Here is a 17,019-nt window from a genome sequence, read left to right as displayed (position 1 = left end):
TCTTATATTTTTAATTTTTTTAAAAAAAATTAAACTATTCCTATCTTATTTGAAATCTAGTAATAGATCATAGTGAATCTTTTCAGATTTAGAGTCTCATTCATTAAATTAAGTTTAGTATTTGATGCCATAGGGATAAATTAAATAATCATATTTAGCGTAGCATAATTTTATGCTAACAAAAAATCTGCCACAATACCGACTATACTATGTAGTAATAGCTGCTTCAAATAAACCTATTATTGACAATAGAAACTTTTCCTCAATTTTTTTATCTTCACATGACAAGTCCAATAGAACTTTATTTTAAAATATTAATATCTTGAAGTAACGCAAATAACTCAGCCACTTTTGTTAAATTTTTATCACCAGGTGATCGCTCAACACCACTAGAAAGATCAATTCCTGTTGGATGTAACTGTGTTAAAGATTGCTCTATATTATCAAGGGTTAATCCCCCTGCTAATAACCAAGGAAGCGGTGGGTTAAATCGTTCTAAAATTCTCCAATTCAAAGTACGACCAGTTCCTCCTAACAAATTAGGATGGTGAGCATCTAACAATAATGTATCTACTTCATCAAAATAAGCAGGTATAGCTCGTAACGACTGAGAAGTTTTGATTCTAAACGCTTTAATTAATTCAAGATGAGAAAACCGTTGTTTAATTTGACGACAAAACCGGGGCGACTCATCCCCATGCAATTGTATCCCAGTTAACTCTGTTTGGTTGATAACTTGTTCTATTTCTAATAGACTGCTGTTGGCGAAAACCCCAATACAGCCAACTGTTGTTGGCAGTTCCTTAATTACGGCTTGAATTTGAAACGGACTAATATAACGAGGAGATCGGTGAACACAGATAAAGCCCAACATAGTAGCTCCTAATTGAGCAATCGCTTTTCCCTGGGATAGTTGGGTGATGCCACATATCTTGATTCTCATTTTGCTACTATTAAATATTTAAACTAAAGTAAACTTTTTTCCGAAGGAATTTCCGTGATCCTTATCATTAATAATTATTTATCAACTCAGGAGTTATACAAGATCTATGTTATCAGACTTTATCTTATTTGCTCAGACAATTGCCTCAGATAGCATCAGTTAGAATTTATCAATAGGGTTTGTTAAGATTATTGTTAATCTTTTTGCTATCGCTGTGGTATATTTTGCTGCCCAGAATATAAGGTTAAGCTAAATTTACTTTTTCCTCAACGAGGAAATCAGAAAAAATAGAGTATCCTTTAAATATTGATAATCACTAGCTTTAGTCGCATTTTAAAGGCTTGCATTATTCTGTTTTTTTTCTAATGTCGGTATTCTATAAATTAAGAGTGTATAGTCAGGGACTATACACTCTTAATTTATCTTTGTATTCACTTAAGATCTGGTTATTATTCTGACTCTACTTCATACAAACAACAACATACCTGTGAGCTATTGGACATTTAATATCGGATTAACAATTTATATGAGTCGCTATGTAGCAAAGTAATATAAACCATAAACCTAGTGTATTCTGCCATACAATAACTTTGGTATAAAGAGAACATCTTTGGTGCGCAGAGTGTTAGCTATTTTAACGAAGTTTAAATGAAGATTTAAAATGCTCATTTCTAGAATTAAAACATAGGTATAAGTTAGGGCAATAATCTTAGATTCTGGCTAAGAAAACTGACCAACGTTATTGACACTTTCATGAAAGAATAACAGTGACAGAATACTGAAAATACCGTTTAAATAATTGCTAATTGTTGAATAAATAGATTCAATGATATTAACAGGAAACAAAATATAACATCAAATACTGGCAAACTTACTCTACGCAATAATTCCTAATAGAAATAAACTAGGAACAATAACAAAAATCAGGATAAAGCTAGGACTTGACCAGAAATCTAAAGCAAACATAACAATTGTCATCTAATTTAAAAAATTTCTCCTGTCCTCAGAAACTACATTTTTTTTTAAAATATTTTTGTACTAAACTTATAGTCTGCGCCTAATAATGATCGGAAACAACTATATATTCCTGAGACTTAATAAAAATATTTACATAAAAAACATCAATCATTAAGAAAAAAAGTCAATAGCTAATCTAATTATTTTTTCAAATTTAGCTTAACTCGCGGATCCAAAAAACTATAGGTAAAATCTGCAATAAAGTTACCAATAAAAATTAAAATTGCATAAATAAAGGTAACAGCCATAACTACTGGGGTATCATTACGATAAATCGATTCAATTAATAAAGCTCCAATTCCAGGAATACGAAATACCTGTTCCGTAACTAATGCCCCAGTAAAAATTGTAGGAATATCTAAGGCTATCAAGGTTATAACGGGAATCATGGCATTCCGAAGAATATGATTGTTCAAGATGGCAAAGCTTCCTAATCCCTTAGCATAGGCAGTGCGTATATATTCTTGAGGGAGTTCATCTAAGATAGCTGAACGGAAAAACCTCATTAAAATTGCTGACTGATATAAAGCTAATACACAAACTGGCATGATAGATTGTTTGATTTGTTCAACAAAACTTGACCAATTGGTTATTTGTAATGTGCTGTTATAAATAAAAGGAAACCACTTTAATTGAACGCTAAATATAACGATAAATAATAATCCTGTTAGAAAAGTTGGCAAAGAAAATCCTAAAAAAGCAAAGGTGGTTGCGATTTGGTCTAGCCATGAATATCGTTTCAATGCAGAAACTATTCCTAAAGGAAAAGCAATCAAAACACTTAAGAGATAAGCAATTCCAGCTACCCATAATGTGGTAGGTGTTCGTTGCAAAATCAGATCAATAACTGGACTTCTACTAGTAAAAGAATAGCCTAAATCTCCTTGAATAAAAGCTAAAATCCATTTAATATAACGAATATAAATTGGTTGATCTAACCCTAGATTTTTACGAATATTTTCTCTTATCTCTGGCGTAATAGCCGGGTTTGAAGCAAATTCTCCCAAGGGATTACCTGGGGCTAAAGCTAAAATGGTAAAAATAACAATACTAATGACAAGTAGAGTAGGAATGGCAGTCGATAAACGCCTAATTAAATAAGATATCATTTGATAATGACCCAATAATTGAGTTTTGCACAATGCGACTATTAGATTAAATCCGATGCATATACCATGCTAAAAAAATACAGTAAGTTTAACCAATGATAATAAGTTAAATTTTTGATTTTTTTATTTAACTGCGACTATAATGATAATTCAGCAAGAATTATTCTATTTTAGAGTTTTTTTTTAATACTTGTAAATAGTTATCTACTAATGTTCATAATCACTCTACTAGCTCTAACTCTGGAGAGTAACCTGACAAATATCTCCAGTAATTTTTGAGGTAATTTGTCTCTTTATGCCATAAAATCGTCTGCCATTTTATCCAGATGTTCATCAACTAAATTCAGCTATTTTGTATTTAATCTTGCAATTTCACTCCATAAGGTTTCTACTGTTAATAGTTTAATAAATCCACAGATATATGACCATTCACAGCTCTAGTTTACCATGACAGTCGGTCTTTTCCAAATGAGACTTCAAACTTTTCTTTTGATTGACCTCAATTCTACTCTAAGTCTATCAAAAAAATATATATATACATAAATATATGGCTTTTTCTTGTTTAAATAAGCCCTCCCTTTCTATGTTTTTGTCTCAGATTCTGACAAGAGCATCTGCACTTTTTTAAGTAATCTCATCCCCTTTAGTCACAAACTTTGTCAATACAATTATCTCTTGTTATCTAATCGAGTACTTTTAATTGCTAGGTTTATTTTCTAAGTGGTTTATTAATTAATTTTTATTTTCTTTTCTTTGATTTTCCTAGTTTATTATATTTTTGACAACTTCTTTATTATGGTCATAATTTATCGTTGTAGCTAGCACACTATCGTTTAGGATTTATCCCTAAGACACTTTCAAATATACAGAATTTTCACTTTTTGGATACATTTTTTTTAGTTTTTAAAGGGTTTAAAAAAAAGATGACGAGCTGAGCAAGTTTCCTTAGACATTGTTATTATAGAGTTTTTTTATTATTATTTTTGTCATAAGTAAGGTTTTATAACTGTATTTTGTATTATCTATTCATACTCAACTTTAACGTTAACTTTAGTATTTTTTCCAATCTTTAATATTCCAGGTATTAAAGTCCCAAGGAGTTGATTTGAATCCATGAATGTTATTACTAATTCCAACAACATCAGCTCGATGAATTAAGGGAATTACCACAAAATCATTAACCAAAATGTCGTTCATCGCAATAAAAATTTCTTGTCGTTTTTTAGTATCTAATTCTTGGGCTGCTTGTTGCCATAGTCTATCATATTCTGGGTTACAATATCGGGAATAATTATCTCCAGACCAATTATTTGATTTTTGGGGAATTGTATCACACATATAGGTTTTCATATAGGTGCTGGGATCCGGATTCCTGTTTCCTGTCGTGAACATTTCTAAATCAGCATAAAAATGCTCTACTGTATCATTATTTGCCGGGTCACTGGAAAAGAAAATACTTGCATCAACGTTTTTTAGTTCAACACCTACCCCAATTTTTCGTAGTCCTTGCTTAACAATTTCTTGCGTTTTTTGGCGTAGTGGATTGACTGAGGTTTGAAAGACTACTCTCATTTCTGTTCCATTTTTATCTCGAATTCCATTGTTATTAGAGTCTTTCCACCCTGCCTCGTCTAATAACTTTGATGCTTTCTCTAAGTTAAACTCATAACTTGTACTAGAAGAATTGTATTGTGGAGGAGCAATTAAAAAGTTTGAAGTAGCTTTTCCAGTTATTCCATACAACTGTTTAGCAATGGTATCTCGATCTATTGCTAAGCTAAAAGCTTCTCTTACTTGCTTATTTTGAAAAAAAGGATGGGGAAATTTTAAACTAGATTTTTCTCCCTCTATTGTTGCCTTATTTGGATCAGTTAAATTAATTAAAATTCTTTCACTAGTCCCTCCAAAAATAGATTTTATTTTTCCAGTTCCACCTGCTTCTAGTTGGGTTAGAATATTAACTTCAACTTGTAGATTATAAGCATAGTCTACATCTCCTGTTTGTAATACTGCTCGTGCCGCAGAAGTAGCATCTCCACCTCCTTTTAATTTAATTCTTTTAAACCCTAATTTATTAATTTCCCGGAAATGGGAATTCAGTTCATAAACCACTACATCCCCAGGTTTAAATTCTACAACCTTATAAGGACCTGTACCAATAGGAATCAGATTCTCGGGGGCTTGCCGTGCATTGTCACCATTATATCTTTCATAAAGATGGCGAGGCAAAATCATTCCTCCCCCACCAATAAAAGGAAGATTCCAAGCTGGATTGGATTGCTTAAAAATTACTTTTACTGTATTTTTGTTTATGGCTTCAACTGCTTCAACACTAGCATAATTATTTGCACTAGTTGAACCTACTTTAGGATTAGTAATAAATTGATAAGTAAACACCACATCATCAGCTATAAACGGTGTTCCATCTGACCATTTTATTCCTTCTTTCAGTTTCCATGTTACTGACTTGCCATCGGGTGCAATTCCCCCATTTTCTATAGAGGGAATTTCAGCAGCTAAAAAAGGTATCAAGTTACCTTGACTATCATAACTGGCTAAAGGTTCTAATGTAATACGACTAGCTTCAGAATCTTTAAATCCTGTAGAAAGATGAGGATTTAAAATAGTGGGAGCCTGCCAGTATAATAAATTTAAGGTTTCACTTTGTTTTTGGGACGTTATCTGAGAACTGAGGTTGTCTTGTTGACGATTACAAGCCAACAAAATAAATGTTACTCCTAAAGATAGCAAGACTGGTATGACCGAAAAACAATTCCTTAACGATTTCCTCATCACTATAAGTTATGACTCCTCAAATGGGATGGACTAAAACGTTCTATTTTGATATTTCTATGATTTCAACACAACGTGGGGATAGAGAACAGTAGAAGTTGTCAATTGTAGTGATTGTGTCAGAAAAATATGTACTTAGATTACAAATTAATCAAAAAAGTCTTCTAGACGAGAGCGGGCAATATCTCGAATTAAAACAGTTTTCGAGCGAAAATAAACTTTCATAACCTGTAAGTCTTCCGAGGACAAGGAACATTGTGCATCGAGTTTTTTCAGTAATTGACTCACTAAATCCGAGTCATCTAAATTCACTAAGATTTTGGCAGAGCTCTTTTCTACTATAGACCAAAGTTGTCGAATTATTGAAGTATTCATTAAAAATTTTTCTCAAATCTATCTAAGTTGCAATTATTAACTAGGATAACAGTTAGCAATTTTGACAAAATTGCTAACTGTTATCCTAGTTAATTTACTTTGATTTTTAGTTTTCTAGATAAAAAAATTCTTATAATTATAAGAATTTTTTTATTCGCTCTCATAAAGTTGACTATAAACAAATTAGAATACTAACCCTTAGGATATAATCAAAAAGGCTAACATCATAATTAGTGTTTATAAAAAATTTAATATTTTTGTGTTTTTATTGATTTTGGTCAAAATTTTTAAGCAAGATAGTTAATATTTTTAAATAAAAATGAAAGAATAAGCAAAAAATACAAAAGGTAATATTTTTTTAAGAAAAAGTAAAGACAAAAGTTAAAGTTACATAATTTTTTTTACAAAATCTTAACTATATTGCTGATATCAACTAAATGTGTACTAATATATTTATATATAAAACTTTTGTAACTTTTTACAGTTATGTAATCCTCCGAGAAAGTTATCTTAAGTTGTGTTTAAAATCTTATTAGAAAGATAAATATATTCCAATATACAATTGACTTGTTGCCTGATCTTATTAAGAAAGAAACAATTAGCAGAATCTATTCGCAAAACTATGGCTATTACTAATATATTAATATATAGGAAGTATTTATCCTATAGATAAACCTATCTATAGGATAGAAATAGAGTCTAGCAAAAGTTTCTAATAGAGAAGATTATTGACTTATTCTTGAGTTTGTTATTGCTGTATTTAATGGTTTAGGTTAATAAGATTGACTATTCTCAGTTGAGAATAACATTTTTAAAATAGCAATAATTCTAGATATATCGCTTTAAGACGTTCTTGAAATATTATCATAACAGCATAAGCCTCTAGAACCCTTTAGTATTTATTGTTTATTTGATGAATAAATTGAGGTAAAAAAGTTAAAATTTTATATTTTTATTTAGAACTATAATAAGAAAATTTTTGCATATTAAAGGGAGTTAATTTATCGTTTTCATCTTTTTAAAAAAATTAGTAAAAGATATAATATAACCTAGAAAACCCTACTAATAATGTTGGGTCTTACGTAAATATTTACTGAGTGTTAGATTAGCTAATAATCTCTAAGTGTTTAGAATTACATCAAATTTTGATACTTTCACAAAAAAGAATTTATCTTCGTATTCTTTAAAGAAATAAATTTATAAAGTAACTGCTACTATATTTTTAATTTTTTTTAAAACCATCTTACTAACAACATTTAATTGAATAAAGTTTCTCGTTACTTATAATTATTTTATATTTATTTATCTTTAACCATGAATTTGATATATACAATACTTATCAAGTTTATAGTAATTAGTTGATAGTATTTTTTTTTACTGTAATATTTTTCTATTCTCTATTAGGCTAAAATTAAAGCTATTCCTAAATAGTTATTATTTTTGTTGTTGCAGAATTATTTATATTCATTTTTATTTTTATAGATTTTAACCAGTTAATCAAAATAGAGACGCTTGAGTTAAACGTCTCTATAAGTCTATTCTAGGCAATATTTCAATATTTAATGGGTGATTGCAGCTCGACTGGTGATGTTTAATGCCTCTACCAGGGAACGAACAGCAGCTACCATCGCTACTTCGTTATTAAGTTGATTAATAGCTGATCCTACCCCTACACCGGACGCGCCAGCCGCAATCGCCATAGGAACAGTCACAGAAGATAACCCTGACGCACACAACACCGGAACAGATACCGCATCAGAAATGCTGCAAGCAGCAGCTAGAGTAGGGGCAGCTTTTTCAATTAACCCCAAAGTTCCTGCATGGGTAGGTTTGCTGCTGGATCCCCCTTCGGTTTGAATAATATCAGCTCCAACTTCTACTAAGCGCTCAGCTAATTGAGCTTGTTCATCAAGAGGAAGAATATGAGGAACCGTCACCGAAAGGGTGATTTCGGGGAGAAGAGAGCGAGTTTCTTTGGTTAAGGCTAAAACTTCCTCTGCTTCAAATCGTCGTCCTTGGGCATAAAAAGCATCAAAATTGCCGATTTCAATTAAATCTGCTCCTGCCTTAACCGCTTCGATAAACAATGTTGGTTTAATTGCTGAGACACAAATCGGTAAATCAATTAATTGACGTACATGGCGTACCAAAGCTCCATCTGCGGCAATATCAACGAAAGTTGCGCCCCCGGCTTGGGCAGCTTTAACAATAGCCGTAACGTTCTCTATGTCGAAATTGGTTAACCCACTAATCACTTTGAGGGCTTTATGTTGAGCCAAGGCTGTCTGTAATTTAGGATGCATAGTCATAGACATTTAAGATAAATTCTGATAAGTTCATTGTGCCATTTTCCTATAGCGTTAAGAAAGTATTCGTTAAAACCTGAGATACACCCCCAGGGAGACGATATCATGGATAAAATTATTATTTGTTTGGCTTGGGAATATCGAATCGAATGATTAAACTGGCAACACGAGTAGGGAAGGTTTCTCAATCAATTACCCTTGCAATTGCCGCCAAAGCTAAGGCAATGAAAGCACAAGGTATTGATGTCTGTAGCTTTAGTACTGGGGAACCCGACTTTGATACCCCACAACACATCAAAGAAGCGGCCAAACTCGCCCTAAATCAAGGAAAAACTAAGTATGGTCCGGCGGCAGGAGAATCCAGACTAAGAGCAGCGATCGCTGAAAAGTTACGTATCGATAATAATTTAAACTATACCCCAGACAATATAATTGTGACTAATGGGGGTAAACAGTCTTTATTTAACTTGATGTTAGCGTTGATTGATCCTGGAGATGAAGTAATTATCCCAGCTCCCTATTGGTTAAGTTATCCAGAAATGGTTAAATTAGCAACAGGAACACCGGTGATTGTGCAAACAACGACAGAAACAAGCTATAAAATCACTCCAGATCAACTGCGTCAAGCGATTACCCCTAAAACGAAATTATTCGTTCTCAATTCTCCCTCAAATCCAACCGGAACTGTTTATTCTGCCACAGAAATCAAGGCGTTAGCTGAGGTCATTATAGAAAATAATTTGTGGGTGGTTTCCGACGAAATTTATGAAAAGATTCTCTATGACGGGGCAGAACATCTCAGCATTGGAGCGGTAAGTTCTGAGATTTTTCATCGTACAATTGTTAGTAATGGCTTTGCTAAAAGCTACTCAATGACAGGGTGGCGTGTAGGATATTTGGCTGCGCCTATAGAATTAATTGAAGCTACTAATACCATCCAAAGTCATAGCACCTCTAATGTGTGTACATTTGCTCAATATGGAGCCATTGCCGCTTTAGAAGAATCTCAAGATTCCGTCAAGCAAATGCTACAAGCCTTTACTAAACGTCGTCAAGTTATTTTGGACGGAATTATGACAATTCCTCACCTAAGTTGTCCGACCCCCATGGGTGCCTTTTATGTTTTTGCAGATATTAGTCAAACCGGAATGAATTCTCTCGATTTTTGTGACGCACTCTTAGACTCTAAAAAAGTTACAGCTATACCAGGAATAGTATTTGGGGCAGATAATTGTATTCGTTTATCATATGCTACCGATTTAACTTCTATTGAAAAAGGAATCGATAGATTAGCCAAATTTGTCAGTAGTCTTTAAGGTGTCAAAATGATAATTAGTTATGTGCTGTAAAAAATAAATTTAGTTGCAATGGATAATTGCCAAGATGTGGTTATTTTAATAATGTTTAATACTTACCGCTAATAAGTCAAACCTTAACCTCCTACGTCAGTCTTCATAATCAAGAATTAGTTGAGTTTTCCACTTTAGCCAATGGGATTAGAAGATCGAAAAGTCTGGCTGTTAGATTAGAGTATTAGACAATAGTAGAGATGTAGAGATGCAGATTTAATTATAATTGAAGGACTAGGACTAAAGGCATTATTAAAATGTTTTTTAGGAGTGTTAGTAATTATATAATTCACCATTTTCATTACTCAGTATTAGTGATTTAAAGATAAAAAACTGAGTAAATTTAAAAGTGTTTTGTGTAAAAAAAATCAAAAGATTAAGTGACCTAAACATTTGTATTACTTCTTAAGAGGTAAACTGTTCTATAGTATCAATCTCTAATAAAATTAGAAAGTAAATCTCTATATTGCTCAAAATATCTTAGGACACATAATCCATAATTTAAACTTCACCCATGCAAATTCAATAATTGAAATTATTTTTAGTGATCGCTAAAACAGAAAATTTTGGGTAAGCAGCACGACGATGTAGGCTAATACAGCTGACTATTATCCTGTAAATTCAGTTCCTCAAAGCTGTTTTAGGAGCTTTGCCCTTTCATCGCAGTACCAGAGTAAAACTAACTGTTGCCGAAGATAAAATACTCCTGAAGGCTAAAAGAATCTATCAAGAATAAACAACTATAATCCAAAAAATTAAAGACTTACAGGATGGAGAACAACTTAAATAAATTATGTCTTACGACGATCCACTCAGTTTTTGACGATTATTTACCACCGATTCTACAGCAATTTTACAAAGATTACTCCTAGGTTCAATTAAGGGTAACGGCTTTAGGAAACGATCAAGTCCTTAGATTATTAAGTGATGGGTTAACTCTGTCAGCGTATGGTCAATCGCTGACGGAGTTGACTTGAATTTTCTAGTCCTAATTAAGTAACTATTCCCACATAGTTTTTAAAAAAAAGATATGGAATGCAGTAATTCTTACAAGGATGTTTGACTACTCTTGCAATTCCGATTTCTGTTGTGGACTTAAATACCATAAACACTTTTCTAGGGACGATCCAACAGGAATAAATTAGCTCTTTATTACCAAAAACGGCTTTAACCAAAGCTTGTTGCAGGACTAGTCTAGCAGTAAGTTCTTTAGCTACCGTCAATAAAATTCAACTTAAAAATTGTCAAAACTTTCCCCCGTGAAGTTGTTTTAGTGACCACGAGAAACTGCTTAACTATTCCTTCTATTGTCCATTTTTGAAGTCTAGTACAAAAACATTGTAACTTCTCTCAACAACCAGTTGATCGAAAGTCTCTATTTCCTTGATAATAGTTATAAGATAACTATTGTAAAACAATTGTATTGAAAAAGATTCAATATTTTAAGTTTAGTTTCCGTATTAAGTTTTTCAGCAACAGTATATAAATTAAGGTCTCAACCCGAAGAAATAATTGTACAGACGATCAATTCAACTATACTGCTCGCTATTATCTCGGGATTCAAGTGCTTTAAATTAATCGCTCAGTAAGCTTAATTTAATGGATAAGTGATCGTAAAAAAAATTTAGGTAGGGCCAACATTCGCTGCCAACGCCAGGGTTCTTGATATAAACGATAGAGCCACTCTAAATTGTTGTCTCGTAACCACCGAGGAGCCCGATCTTTAGTCCCAGACCAAATATCAAAGCTTCCGCCAACCCCAATCCAAATCCCTTGGGGACATAAATAACGATGTTGCCTAATCCAAAATTCCTGACGAGGAACTCCCAACCCTACAAGAATTAATTGGGGTTGTTTGTCTAATAGAGTTTGTCGCCATGAATCCTCTTCTTCTAAGGATAAATAGCCATGGGATGAAAGAATAGAAATGCCTGGAAATTTCTTACGCCATTGGTCTGCTGCTGCATGGCTAACTCCAGGTTTTCCCCCATAAAAAACAATTAAAGGGGAATTCTCTTGGGACCCCAATTCTTGAAGCAACGATTGTGCCAGTTCAATCCCTGGACATCGTTTTTGTCTTTGTTGGCGCAGCCGTAAATACAGTACAATACCCGCTCCATCAGGAATCACTAAATCGGCTTCACGAATGACTTCTGTCACCGAGGAGTCTTTCTCGGCTAACATAGCCATCTCTGCGTTCAGAGTCACAACATGAACTCCTTGATGATGATTGAGGCATTGAAGCAGCCAATAAGAATAATCATCAAGAAGATGTACGAAAACATTGAGAATAGGAAATGAGGGAGGATTAGTTAGCATACATGGAATTGTATTTAGAATTGCTACGGCTCAGAAACTTTAGATCTAAAACCAAGTCGTAAAATAACGGCTTTTATTAGTTTTTTATGTAAGACCTGATAATTTCTAAAGGTACGATATCAACGAAAGAGACAAAATAACCTGGTAATTATTAAGATACCCTTACTTTTATATTGACAAATAAAAATATCTTTTAAATATCAACTATAGACAATATAGTTGATTCTGGGGTATATCTAGATTAAAACGTAAACACAACTATCCCCCAAGCTAGATTATAGCACTTTAAAATTACTTTTTTAGGTACTTTTCCTAAAATAATTTTTAATTAAAATTAGACTTTCACTGTTAAAACTCTACTATTCTATCCAGTTAGGTAAATTACCTTAAATATGTGTAGAACATAAATATACTTTGAAAAAAGTGATCGCCATATGTTAGCCTTTATAAAAATTTAGCTAACAGAATCATAAAAATATGGATTATCAAATTTGCCTCGTACCCAAAAAATTTACTCCGAAAAGATAACAAAATTGTAAAGACTATATTTATATTCAAGAATATAGAAAATTAAATAAATTGTAATATTTCCCAAGAAATAAAAGAGGAAAAACCTCTAATAAAGAAAGTAGAAATTTTTTAAATAGCTCTTAGAAAGAAATAAAAATCAAGATAAATTCTGTAAAAATCTATAAAATACTGAAAAAAGTGCTTAAGTTAAAGCCAAATTGAAATAATAGAAAGGGGCGACTATATCTATTTTTTCTACAAATTTACACCCTAGTAGTAAATCTTATATAGATAAAATTATAATAAAACTCATAAAATTAATAGAATAAGTCTTCAATATAAATAGTGTACAGCTAAGTTAGTCGATTTAGATATTTATCAAAAAACCAGAAAATTATCCTAAAAAATATCTAAAACAGACTCTAATTAATCAAACATAAACATATAACATCATTTATTATTTGATACTTCTTTAAAGATACTTACTTTAATAAAAAAGAAAATAAAATTAAACTACTAATGTAAAACAAGTACTAAACTAATTAGTCGGTTAAATTTACTAAACAAGGATTTAAGGTCAACTAGTATGATGTTGCCCTATCTAAAATAAGTAAATTCAGTATAGTATAGTCACAAGTATAATAGTCGAGAAAACTACACGATAATGATTTATTGAAAACAGTCATCAAAAACAGTGCTTAATAAGTATTTTTAAAGCTTTGTTGTTAAAACTTTACCTAAAACATTACCTAGACCCCAAAAAATATAGCTATGTAATTGAATTAGACAATGTAATTGATAAACTGTTTTACACAGCTCTTGACTCGGTGAATTCAGTCTAACAAGAATACGCTCGGCTATCCTTGTTAGACTGGGCTATATCATTAAGAATCCGCTATATTATGAGAATACTACGGCTTCAATAAAACTAAAGCCATAGGAGTGTCAACTCTAATCTGATCCCGATCTCCAAAGTATGTGACCCATCCTTAACGATACTTAGAATCCTTTGTTTATCGGGTCTATAATAATGGGACAAATTCAGCCGATTATGAAGTTTATTATTTATGCCTGCCGCCAACGAACTCTCTCATCAAACTCACCAAAAAGTCGAGCAGCTACCCCCTTTAATCCTTGATTCTGATTCTCAATCTGTTTCTGACACTGAGGACCAACCTCTCCTTTTTCAGGCAATTGGCACTCTTTATGGGATTCCTCATCAAGAGGAAGAGGGAAAATTTGCCCTCACCATCGCAGGAAAGAATTACAGTTTATTCTTTCCTGGCTATCGCTACAAAGCTTGGCTGAAACAACATAGCAATTCTCCTGAAAACCCTATCTATTTGCGGATTTATCCTAAGTGTCTGCTCATTCCCAGAAAAGACCCCATTATTCGCTTTCAAGTTGCCGCCTGGGGAGAAGAAAATCAATGGGAGGAAGCCCCGGGAATTTTTAAGTTTCGAGGGATTTGGCAATTTGTTCCCCAATTGAGGACACCAGTGATCTCGATCTATAGAAATTCTAATGCCACGGACCCTCAAGGAAAATTTAAAGCTTCTCATCTTCCTGTATTGATGCGCCGTAATGACGCTCCTCGTCCCTTCAAATTTAATCCTAAAATTCCCAAGGAACAATTACCCAAACGCTGGTTTATTCAAGCTATTTTTAAGTTTATCCCTTCCCGTAATTGTTGGGGATGGGTCGAAGATCTTGAACTGCCAACCGAGAGGATTCCTCGTTATCGTAAGCCCATTAAACCATCTGTAGAACAGCCTCCTATTCAAGAAAACAGAAAATTTTTTGTTAAACCCCAAAAACCTGATAAACCTAGTCTAATGATCGAGAAAAAGACGGTAGCCACCGAATCAGAAATACAGACCACCCCCTCGATGATAACAACTAATCAAGAGTCATCTAAGTCTATGGTACTTACTAGATCTCAAATGGCTGAGAAGTTAGGCGTTAGTGATTCTACTCTCTATAAAAGGATTTCCCAAGCCAAGCAAAACTCTGATCCCCCTGTGATTGAATTAGACGAGCAAAAGTGGCACTATGTCGATAATCCGACTGGGAAAGGAAAGGTTTTTCGACGGGAGGCTTAAATTTAAAATTTAAAACAATTAAGCTGATTAAATCAACTCACATCTTTGTTAATCAAGGGGAAAAACCTTACAAAAAAAATAGCCTTTTTTTTATGAAAATTGGTGAATTTTTTGTCAGTAATCAATCAAAAACCCTTTCCAAGAAAGAGGAAAGGGCAACCAAAGGTTTGAGAAAAAATTTGAATCTTCACCAAGTTTACAATTTTGTTCCACACTCAGGACAAAAATGATTGGTTGTCGGGTTCTTCTCGCCACAATTGGTACAGTATATTGGCGTGATTGACTGTACAATGGCCTTGCGCTCTGGTAATCCAAGCATTTGGGCGTTACTCTTGCCTGGAGCTACCATAGGGTAACAGTTCTCATTCTTAGTCACATGAACATCCATCAACACTGGCCCGTCATAGGCTAACATTTGAATGATCGCCTCCGATAGTTGAGAATGTTTTTGTACAGTCATCCCTTTGACTCCAAATGCTTGGGCTAAGAGTTCAAAATCAGGCATTCCGACTTGCATATTTGAGGAGGAGTACCGCTCTTCAAAGAAAGTTTGTTGCCACTGACGCACCATGCCCTGCCAACCATTATTAATAATAATTGTCTTGACATTAATTTTGTATTGTGACAGAGAAGCTAATTCTTGAAGATTCATTTGAAAACTGGCATCCCCAGTAATACAAATAACCTCTTCATCAGGAACTGCTACTTTCGCCCCCATAGCGGCAGGCATTCCATAGCCCATGGTTCCTAACCCTCCACTAGAAATCCAGCGACGAGGACCATTTTTCAAGAACTGAGCTGCCCACATCTGGTGTTGCCCCACATCGGTGGTATAATAGGCGTTAGGAGCCTGACAAGCTACCTCGGCAATTACTTCTTGTGGTGAGATACTATCCTCATAGTGAGGAATAACCAAGGGATATTCTGCTCGCCAACGGTTAATTCTAGCCAACCAGGACTGAGTCGTCCCCACATCAGTGGGTAAGCCCAATTCCTTAGCCCTTTTTAGTAATTGTTCTAGAACACAGCATACATCCCCCACAATGGGAACAGTCGGGGCACGGTTTTTACCGACCTCTGCTGGATCGATGTCGATGTGGATAACCTTAGCATGGGAGGCAAATTCATCGAGTTTTCCCGTTACTCTGTCATCAAATCTCGCTCCCACTGCAACTAAAAGGTCACATTCACTGACGGCAAAGTTAGCATAGGCGGTTCCATGCATTCCCAACATAGCCACGGATAGGGGGTGATGTTCATCAAATGCTCCAATTCCCATTAAGGTAGTAGCAACGGGAATTTGGAACCGTTCGGCTAGTTCTTTAACTTGGGCATGAGCATTGGCAGAGATTGCTCCCCCACCTACGTAAAGTAAAGGCCGTTGAGCTCTTTCAATTAGGCGTAAAGCCGCGTTAATCTGACGAGGATTACCCTTGACTGTAGGGCGATACCCTGGCAGTTTGACTTGTCCTAGGTCAACGGGAATATAATCACATTCTTCAAGACCTACATCCTTGGGAATATCGATTAGAACAGGTCCTGGCCGTCCCGTGCTGGCAATATGGAATGCTTCAGCAACTATCCTAGCCATATCTTGAGCATGACGAACCACATAAGAATGTTTCACCAGAGGCAGAGTGATGCCAAAAATATCGATTTCTTGGAAGGCATCGCTGCCAATGGCTGCCCGCCCTACTTGTCCAGTGACAACAATCATGGGAATTGAATCCATATGTGCCGTGGCAATACCTGTTACTAGGTTTGTTGCTCCTGGACCTGACGTCCCGAAACAAACCCCTACTTTACCAGTTGCACGAGCATAACCATCAGCTGCATGAGCAGCTCCTTGTTCATGTCTCACCAGGAAATGTTGTAAATCTCCTCTGGTTTCAGCTCTATACAGTTCATCATAAATGGGCAGGATAGCTCCCCCCGGATAACCAAAAATATGTTTAACACCTTGACGAACTAAGCTATCTATTAGGACAAAAGCTCCTGTTCGTCGTTGAGGAGTCCCAGGTAAAGTCGAAGTTATTTTCTCAATTGAAGAAATCACAGGGTATACCGTCTTAAACTTATGTCTATAATTTCTATTTTAGTTTCCTTGTTTTGAATACAACACAAAATATATCTACTGAATAGCTTAGAAAAGTCAAACTAAGCCATCGAGGGAAAAATCCTTAGTCAGTCAAAGAA

At 34.2% G+C, this 17,019-nt stretch carries 9 protein-coding genes; 2 read left to right on the top strand and 7 right to left on the bottom strand.

Going from position 1 to position 17,019, the window contains the following annotated elements; translation table 11 throughout:
- Positions 1-301: 301 nt before the first annotated feature.
- The 5 genes from RGRSB_RS03660 to RGRSB_RS03640 form a co-directional block, all read right to left on the bottom strand.
- Positions 302-943 carry a phosphoribosylanthranilate isomerase gene (locus RGRSB_RS03660; RefSeq protein ID WP_119259883.1) on the bottom strand — a complete coding sequence of 214 codons (642 nt, stop codon included), beginning with the start codon at positions 941-943 and terminating at the stop codon, positions 302-304.
- A 1,157-nt stretch (positions 944-2,100) separates the two neighbouring features.
- A complete protein-coding gene (locus tag RGRSB_RS03655) occupies positions 2,101-3,069 on the bottom strand; it encodes an ABC transporter permease (RefSeq protein ID WP_119259882.1) in 969 nt (322 codons plus the stop codon).
- Between the two features lie 1,050 nt (positions 3,070-4,119).
- On the bottom strand, positions 4,120-5,862 hold the full coding sequence (locus tag RGRSB_RS03650) for a peptide ABC transporter substrate-binding protein (protein WP_119259881.1): 1,743 nt from the start codon (positions 5,860-5,862) through the stop codon (positions 4,120-4,122).
- Positions 5,863-6,009: 147 nt separating this feature from the next.
- A complete protein-coding gene (locus tag RGRSB_RS03645; RefSeq protein ID WP_119259880.1) occupies positions 6,010-6,237 on the bottom strand; it encodes a hypothetical protein in 228 nt (75 codons plus the stop codon).
- 1,559 nt (positions 6,238-7,796) lie between these two features.
- Positions 7,797-8,546, bottom strand: a complete 750-nt coding sequence (locus tag RGRSB_RS03640; RefSeq protein WP_119260944.1) for a DUF561 domain-containing protein — start codon at positions 8,544-8,546, stop codon at positions 7,797-7,799.
- Between the two features lie 146 nt (positions 8,547-8,692).
- On the opposite strand from RGRSB_RS03640, the gene RGRSB_RS03635 reads away from it, so the two are divergent.
- Positions 8,693-9,859, top strand: a complete 1,167-nt coding sequence (locus RGRSB_RS03635; RefSeq protein WP_119259879.1) for a pyridoxal phosphate-dependent aminotransferase — start codon at positions 8,693-8,695, stop codon at positions 9,857-9,859.
- Between the two features lie 1,629 nt (positions 9,860-11,488).
- Here the strand turns inward: RGRSB_RS03635 and RGRSB_RS03625 are convergent.
- A complete protein-coding gene (locus RGRSB_RS03625; protein WP_119259877.1) occupies positions 11,489-12,211 on the bottom strand; it encodes a WecB/TagA/CpsF family glycosyltransferase in 723 nt (240 codons plus the stop codon).
- A 1,577-nt stretch (positions 12,212-13,788) separates the two neighbouring features.
- On the opposite strand from RGRSB_RS03625, the gene RGRSB_RS03620 reads away from it, so the two are divergent.
- Positions 13,789-14,823 carry a hypothetical protein gene (locus RGRSB_RS03620; protein ID WP_119259876.1) on the top strand — a complete coding sequence of 345 codons (1,035 nt, stop codon included), beginning with the start codon at positions 13,789-13,791 and terminating at the stop codon, positions 14,821-14,823.
- 196 nt (positions 14,824-15,019) lie between these two features.
- Here the strand turns inward: RGRSB_RS03620 and ilvB are convergent, their stop codons facing one another.
- On the bottom strand, positions 15,020-16,879 hold the full coding sequence (gene ilvB / locus RGRSB_RS03615) for a biosynthetic-type acetolactate synthase large subunit (RefSeq protein ID WP_119259875.1): 1,860 nt from the start codon (positions 16,877-16,879) through the stop codon (positions 15,020-15,022).
- Positions 16,880-17,019: the final 140 nt, after the last annotated feature.

It is taken from the genome of cyanobacterium endosymbiont of Rhopalodia gibberula (assembly GCF_003574135.1).
Classification (GTDB): Bacteria; Cyanobacteriota; Cyanobacteriia; order Cyanobacteriales; family Microcystaceae; genus Rippkaea.
This window is presented reverse-complemented; position numbering and strand designations above follow the sequence as displayed.

What these genes read in the sequence shown, in the direction of transcription:
- RGRSB_RS03620 (WP_119259876.1), top strand. Translation starts at nt 13,789, where the DNA reads ATGCCTGCCGCCAACGAACTCTCTCATCAAACTCACCAAAAAGTCGAG.
- RGRSB_RS03645 (WP_119259880.1), bottom strand. Translation starts at nt 6,237, where the DNA reads ATGAATACTTCAATAATTCGACAACTTTGGTCTATAGTAGAAAAGAGC.
- RGRSB_RS03635 (WP_119259879.1), top strand. Translation starts at nt 8,693, where the DNA reads ATGATTAAACTGGCAACACGAGTAGGGAAGGTTTCTCAATCAATTACC.
- RGRSB_RS03655 (WP_119259882.1), bottom strand. Translation starts at nt 3,069, where the DNA reads ATGATATCTTATTTAATTAGGCGTTTATCGACTGCCATTCCTACTCTA.
- RGRSB_RS03650 (WP_119259881.1), bottom strand. Translation starts at nt 5,862, where the DNA reads ATGAGGAAATCGTTAAGGAATTGTTTTTCGGTCATACCAGTCTTGCTA.
- RGRSB_RS03660 (WP_119259883.1), bottom strand. Translation starts at nt 943, where the DNA reads ATGAGAATCAAGATATGTGGCATCACCCAACTATCCCAGGGAAAAGCG.
- RGRSB_RS03640 (WP_119260944.1), bottom strand. Translation starts at nt 8,546, where the DNA reads ATGACTATGCATCCTAAATTACAGACAGCCTTGGCTCAACATAAAGCC.
- RGRSB_RS03625 (WP_119259877.1), bottom strand. Translation starts at nt 12,211, where the DNA reads ATGCTAACTAATCCTCCCTCATTTCCTATTCTCAATGTTTTCGTACAT.